Source organism: Arthrobacter sp. 2YAF22_2, assembly GCF_052114645.1.
GTDB lineage: Bacteria > Actinomycetota > Actinomycetes > Actinomycetales > Micrococcaceae > Arthrobacter.
On record NZ_JBFRFD010000221.1, the window covers coordinates 1 to 5,719 of the forward strand.

Below are 5,719 nucleotides of genomic sequence, written 5' to 3' on the forward strand. Positions count from 1 at the left end.
CTACGGAGTCGCGTGCGGCTGCAGCATTCTTTCGTGGTGGGGGAGGGACCATGTGAACGGCTCGGTCGTCGGAACGAACTCCGTCCTGTCACCAATCGTGCGCGTCCGTCCACCACACACCCTCACCTTCGGCGGGGTTTTACCCGTGGCCCAACGCCTGGCGTGTCATGCCAACCACCGGATCCATCGTTATTCAGGCGTCACTGACCGTTGCCTGCAGGACTGGGGGCCTCACGGAGGGCTCGCGGACGAGGATGGCGACTGCAATGCCGACGGAGGCGCCGATGAGCGTTTCGATTCCCCGGTCCATGACCAGTACGTGCCTACTGATCGGGTAGGCCAGTTGGCTCATGAGGAGGATGGCAGGAGTGAAGAACATCATGGCAAGCCCGTAGTGGCGCATCATGAAAAGCTCCGTGGGAAAGAGCAGGACCATGAGGAGCACCGTCAGCGTGGTCCGGTCGAAACCTGGCAGCAGGATCAGGGCGGTGAGGAGGATACCGGCCAGCGTCCCAATCACACGGTGGATGCCGCGGAGGATACGGCTCTTCCTGTTCGTTGCCGCGAGGGGCACCGCGGCCCCGGCCATGGTCCAGTTGGCGTGTCCGGCGCCGCCGAGAACGCCGAGCATGCCGGCGGTGGCTACGGCAATGAGATAGCGGACAGCGTGCACGCGCACTGCCCGCGCATCCGCTGCTCCTCCTGGCGGTGCCTGGGCGGGGTGCCAAGTCCGGTTCCGGGCCCATCCCGCGATCCCGACCACCATGGAGAAGGCCGCGGAGGCAACGCAAATGCTGACCGCGAGCCATAACGGAATCGTTGTCGGCACCGACGCGCAGGCGCCGAGCGCAAAGATTGCGTAGAAGGGCCCGGATGGTCTGAGACGCATCCTGTCCGCAGCCAGGGATGCAGCCACGGCGAACAGCGACTCGACAATGACGAGAAGCCAGGACTGGGCCCGGAACAAGGAAAGCAGGACGCCGACGGCTAGGCCCGAGGTGAGAAGAAGGGCAGCGCGGCCCTGGTGCACAAGCCGGGCACGGTAGCCGTCTCTGCGTCCGTACATGGCGGTGAACCCGCCGAAGACTGCGTAGATGCTCAAGTCCGGGCGGCCAAGGGCGAGCAGAACCAGGAGCGGGATGCTGACGCTGAGTCCGACGCGCAAGGCAGGCAGATGGTCACCCTGTGCGGGTTCTATTCGGACTAGTTCCTTCGCATGTTTCAGGACCCTGTGCACCTTCCGATATTAGCGCTGGTCCGACACGGCCTTCCTCGGTAGCAGGTGCGTGAACGACTCAGTCAGCAATCAAGCAAACCTTCCTCTGTCCGTAGTCCACGGCGGTCTGCGGTTGGTGGTGGGGGCGACTTCGTTGACCCGCTGCCGATTTCCAGCAGGCTTCTCCACCCATGCCAGGGGTTTCACCGGATATGACGTGGGCCAGAACTGCTTTCTCCCCGGGCCCGGATAGAAGTATTCTGGGCGAAAGAACGGTTTGCCCAAATGTTCTGCTGACCGACCTTTCTGCTAAAGAGGAGAAATTAATCGATGGCATTTTCCCGCGACCCGTACGAAGAACTTCCCCGGCTTCCGGAGTTTAAGGTGACAAGCACTGACTTCGGGGACGGCCAGACGCTCGCTCCGGCGCAGCGCAGCGGAAAGATGGGAATAGAGGGGGGCCAGGACCAGTCACCGCAGCTTTCGTGGTCTGGCTTTCCTCCTGAGACAAAGAGCTTTGCGCTCACAGTGCTGGACCCGGACGCCCCAACCGGAAGCGGTTTCTGGCACTGGGCTGTCTGTAACCTGCCGGCGACCACCACCTCTTTGCCCTCCGGCGCGGCGGACCAGGGACTGCCCGAAGGCGCCTTGCAACTGCATAACGACGCCGGCTTCGCTGGCTTTGTTGGCGCCGCACCGCCGCCTGGCCACGGTGTCCACCACTACCATGTGGTGGTTCACGCGCTGGACGTGGATAAGCTCGAAATCACTGCCCAGGCCAGCCCTGCTCTTTTGGGATTTAACCTTTTTTCGCACGCCATCGGCCGTGCACGGCTGGTCGGCTTGTTCGGGCGGTCCTGAAGCCGGGGTGTGCGCAAGTTACTGCGCGGACGGAGGGACCGTCAGCCCCCCAGAGTGGCTGACGTCCGCCGATTACCACGGGATGCCGTGGCAACTGTTAAAAGGAGGACGGCGCCGTTCGTTCAGCTTTGGCGATGAAGTTCGGCGCCGTCCCTGGCCGGCGGGTTGGTGCGTAGCTTTGGGCGCTTCTTGGGTTGATCAACAGCGTCCGGTGTTAGTTTCAGGAGTCGTCGGCTCGGAATGCCAGAAGTCCTCTGCACCTCAGGGGTGCCGGTCAGCGTTGTCCCGCCCGCGTAGTGGCCCCACGGTTTGCTGGCCGAAGCAAACCGTGCCAACGCCTCGCCTCAACCGAGCTGCTTCATCAAAAAGAGGAGAATCCCAGCCCGAATCATTGACGAGTCGGTCCCATCAGCTGCCATGGTCTACACGGCGCATACTGGTGCTATGGACGCAACCCTGAACTCAGGTTGGCTGCCCGTTCTCGTCTTGGTCCCGTGCCTAGGCCTCTGGGTATATAGCCTGATCGATTTCAGCAGGACCGATGAGCGGGACATGCGCACATTCCCCAGAGACATTTGGCTCGTCGTCCTGGTCTTGGGAAGCGTTGCCGGCGGTATCGCGTGGCTCCTGGGCGGCCGGCCTCAGCCGCCCAACTCCCACAGGGTGTCTTGAAGAGGGTGTTCCGAGCCAGCGACCCAACCTGACGAGTACTCACCCCCGCCACGGGCCAACGTTTCCGTCAGTTTCTCGAGTATCTGGAGGCGCCAGCCGCCCATGATGCGGTGGGCGATGACGTGGCTGGGCCCTCCTTGACCAGAGTCCAAGTGACCGTGCTGCTCAGGCACTTGCCGCCGTCGGCGTCTCGCCGGGAAACCGCAGAAGCCGTTCTGGATCCATTTCGAGCACTTCACCTGCGGTTGCGGACCCGGTGCACCGCGGCGCAGACTGGCACGCATGAGTCTTCCTCCTTCTGGGCGTCAGATCGAAATCAGCCACGGCCGACAGAGCGCGACGATCGTGGAGACCGGCGGTGGCGTCCGAAAGTACACGGACTCAGGCAGGGATGTGCTGCAACCGTACGACCGGGACGCCATGTGCGACGGAGYCCATGGCACACCCCTGATCCCTTGGCCAAACCGCTTGGCAGATGGGCGGTACCGCTTCGATGAAACTGACTATCAGGTTGCTCTGACGGAACCGACAAAGCACAATGCGATCCACGGATTTCTATGCTGGCGTCCGTGGAGCGTTCTCGAACACGATGCCGATCGTGCGGTGATGGGTACCCAGCTATTTCCGTTGGAGGGATACCCGTTTCAGCTCCAGGTGCGAGTGGAATACAGGCTCGACGCTGGAGGCCTCACTGTCGCGACCACTGCGACCAACATCGGCGAGAACGCCTTGCCTTACGGATGCGGCCAGCATCCTTACTTGGCGACGGGCGGTGATGAAACGATCGACGGCTGCACCCTGCAGATGAATGCCGGAACGCGCATAACGACTGATGCTGAACGCCAATTGCCCACGGGCCGGGAATCTGTCGGYGGTACAGTGTTCGACTTCCGAGAGCCCAGAAGGATCGGGGAATTGGCCATCGACCACGCCTTCACCGACTTGGTCCGCGACGCCGAGGGCAGGGCTTGGGTGCGTCTGACCGGACATGACGGCCGGACGTCCGAGTTGTGGGTGGATCAGGGGTACGCGCTGGTCGAGTTGTACACCGCTGACACCCTCGTTGAATCCCGGCGCCGGAAGGGACTCGGGACCGAACCGATGACGTGCCCGCCGAACGCGTTCGCGACAGGCGAAGGCGTGATCCGCCTCGAACCCGGTGAGTCGACGGCCGCGGCCTGGGGTGTTCGGCTGCTTTGATCCTTTCCTGGGGAGGGGTCTGGCCTGGGCGTCGTCGGGGGCGCCCCGCGGACCCACAGCCTCGGAAACAGAAGCCTGGCGGCCGCTCGCCCAAACCAGAGAGCCGGCCCTGAGCAAGGTGCTGCAACTCTGCAAATATTGCCTCCGCGCAATAGATCGATGGATACTCGTGGGCATGACTGATTCAGAAGCTGCCAAGCAATCCGCAGAAGGAGCGGCCCCCACGGTCGACGGTGGCCAGGTGGATGCTGCAGTCCGGGCAGCCAACGTCTTCCTTCGGGTGGCCGCCCGCTCGGTGGCAGAAGTGGAAGACGTGGTGACGACCCCACAGTTACGGGTGCTGGTGCTGATCGCGAACCGCGGACCGCAGAACCTTGGGGCCGTGGCCATTGAACTGGGCGTCCATCCGTCCAACGCCACGAGAACGTGTGAGCGCCTGGTGCAGGCTGGGTTGATTGAACGCGGGGAGGATCCCCAGGATCGGCGTTTGTCGAAGCTGGTCCTTTCCGTCAAGGGCAGCGAGTTGGTGGAGCAGGTGATGTCGCACCGCCGCGAAGCTGTGGTGGTCGTGATGGAACGTCTGCCTGCGGCGATGCGGGCCTCCCTTGCCGATGCCATGGAAGCATTCGCGCGAGCCTCGGGAGAAACCGGTACGGGCGACGGGCGCTTCGCGCTGACGCTCGATAGCTGAGCCAGTACCCCCCGGACCCGGCTCGAAGGCCCCGCGCGGAAGCTTGGACAGTGCCGCAGCGGAGGGTGGACTTTTTGGGCGTTAGGCAGTGACCGAAACCGCCGACTCTTTTCATTGCGTTTCCGCAATGGTAGCGTCTATGCAAATACTTCGTGTTGGCATACGGCCGCACGTCCCGTCCTGTGGAGGATCAAACCATGGAACAAGGGTCCACAACGACCTACCAGTGGCTCTGCTGGGCAATCGCCACCGCCAGCGCGGGCGCCGCTCTGATCCGAGCTGGGGTTGCTTCCAGTGCGGTCCCGACATCGTGCGGCAGAACAGCGGTCTCATCGGCATGCTTTGGATCCTATGCGCGACTTCTGCCCTGACCGGTTTCATCCTTGCGGTTACCGCCGTCCGTGCCGGCAGCAGCTGAACGATTGCCGGCGCCGAACGTTCGTCCGGCCCGGCCGATCCCCACCGTCAGGTGGATGCGGCGGTCTTGCCGCAAAACGTTTCACTTCCGGGAATTAGTTCGCCGGAAGGTGCCATTGGTCATTCAGTCCGCCGGGCGGCCTTTTATTGTGTGGAGGAAATCGTGAGAGGTTTAACGGCTCTTCCACTTTTAGCGTGGCGGCAGGTGTTCAGCATGCTTGTTGGGCTGCCGTGTACAACAATAACCGGAGCCTGTAATGGTCATGATTCCGGTATCCGCGCCGGCGGCTCGTTTGAGGTTCTTGGCGCTGAGGTTGGCAGCTTCGCTGCGCGCATTCGTGACCCTGGTCCGGCAGAACGTGAGCAGTTCTTTGCGCCACAATTTCAGGGTCAGGAACAGTGATTTCGCCTCTCGCATCCGGGTCGCTTTCACGGCGTTTTCGAGCTCGGCCCAGGCCCGGTGGAAGCCGTCGATGTGATCGGTCTTCAGCAGCTGGCGGACGTGTTCCTTGATGCCCCAGACGACACCGAGTTCAAGGTCAGAGCCAATGATTTCCTGCATCCGTCCGCGCTGGGCGGAGGACATGTTTTCCTGGTTGCAGGTCAGCAATTTCCGGTACTTCTAGGCCGGATCCGTGGCCCTGCCCCGCCTGCCGTGGAGG

4 protein-coding genes and 1 pseudogene are annotated in these 5,719 nt (G+C 62.8%); 3 read left to right on the forward strand and 2 right to left on the reverse strand.

The window, feature by feature from the left end:
- Positions 1-193: 193 nt before the first annotated feature.
- On the reverse strand, positions 194-1,165 hold the full coding sequence (locus AB4Y86_RS10485) for an FUSC family protein (protein WP_441402174.1): 972 nt from the start codon (positions 1,163-1,165) through the stop codon (positions 194-196).
- Between the two features lie 381 nt (positions 1,166-1,546).
- Here AB4Y86_RS10485 and AB4Y86_RS10490 point away from each other — a divergent pair, with 381 nt between their 5' ends.
- From AB4Y86_RS10490 to AB4Y86_RS10500, 3 genes are all read left to right on the forward strand, one after another.
- On the forward strand, positions 1,547-2,077 hold the full coding sequence (locus AB4Y86_RS10490; RefSeq protein WP_441402175.1) for a YbhB/YbcL family Raf kinase inhibitor-like protein: 531 nt from the start codon (positions 1,547-1,549) through the stop codon (positions 2,075-2,077).
- A 954-nt stretch (positions 2,078-3,031) separates the two neighbouring features.
- Positions 3,032-3,949 carry an aldose 1-epimerase family protein gene (locus AB4Y86_RS10495; protein ID WP_441402176.1) on the forward strand — a complete coding sequence of 306 codons (918 nt, stop codon included), beginning with the start codon at positions 3,032-3,034 and terminating at the stop codon, positions 3,947-3,949.
- A 175-nt stretch (positions 3,950-4,124) separates the two neighbouring features.
- The gene (locus tag AB4Y86_RS10500; RefSeq protein ID WP_441402177.1) at positions 4,125-4,640 is read left to right on the forward strand and encodes a MarR family winged helix-turn-helix transcriptional regulator; all 516 of its coding nucleotides are present in this window, start codon (positions 4,125-4,127) and stop codon (positions 4,638-4,640) included.
- A 626-nt stretch (positions 4,641-5,266) separates the two neighbouring features.
- Here AB4Y86_RS10500 and AB4Y86_RS10505 read toward each other — a convergent pair.
- Positions 5,267-5,719, reverse strand: a pseudogene (locus AB4Y86_RS10505) (ISL3 family transposase); the annotation flags it as partial.